At 36.0% G+C, this 289-nt stretch carries 1 protein-coding gene; it reads right to left on the minus strand.

Annotation, left to right across the window (positions count from 1 at the left end; genetic code table 11):
- Positions 1-289, minus strand: a 289-nt coding sequence (locus ACFIN0_RS10075; RefSeq protein ID WP_375702490.1) for a type I restriction enzyme HsdR N-terminal domain-containing protein, incomplete at both ends; no start/stop codon positions are given.

Genomic DNA, 289 nt, shown 5'->3' on the forward strand with positions numbered 1-289 from the left:
ACATCAAAAGTAAGGAATGGCCTATTATCGAGCTTGTTTGCAGCATCAAGATCTGTGTAAAAATGAAAAAATCGACCATTTGTCAAAATCGCGAATTTAGCATTCGTTACACTAAAGTATCGATATAATTGACTTAAATGCTTTGAACTCAATTCGCAAGATATCGGTTTGCACTCAAAAAGAATACGTATCTCACCGTCTATACGGATAGCATAGTCAACTTTTTCACCTTTTTTACCAACGGCATCAGCAGTAAACTCGGGAATGACTTCAAGTGGATCGAAAATAT

Source organism: Bartonella sp. AA89HNZF (assembly GCF_042196905.1).
GTDB lineage: Bacteria > Pseudomonadota > Alphaproteobacteria > Rhizobiales > Rhizobiaceae > Bartonella.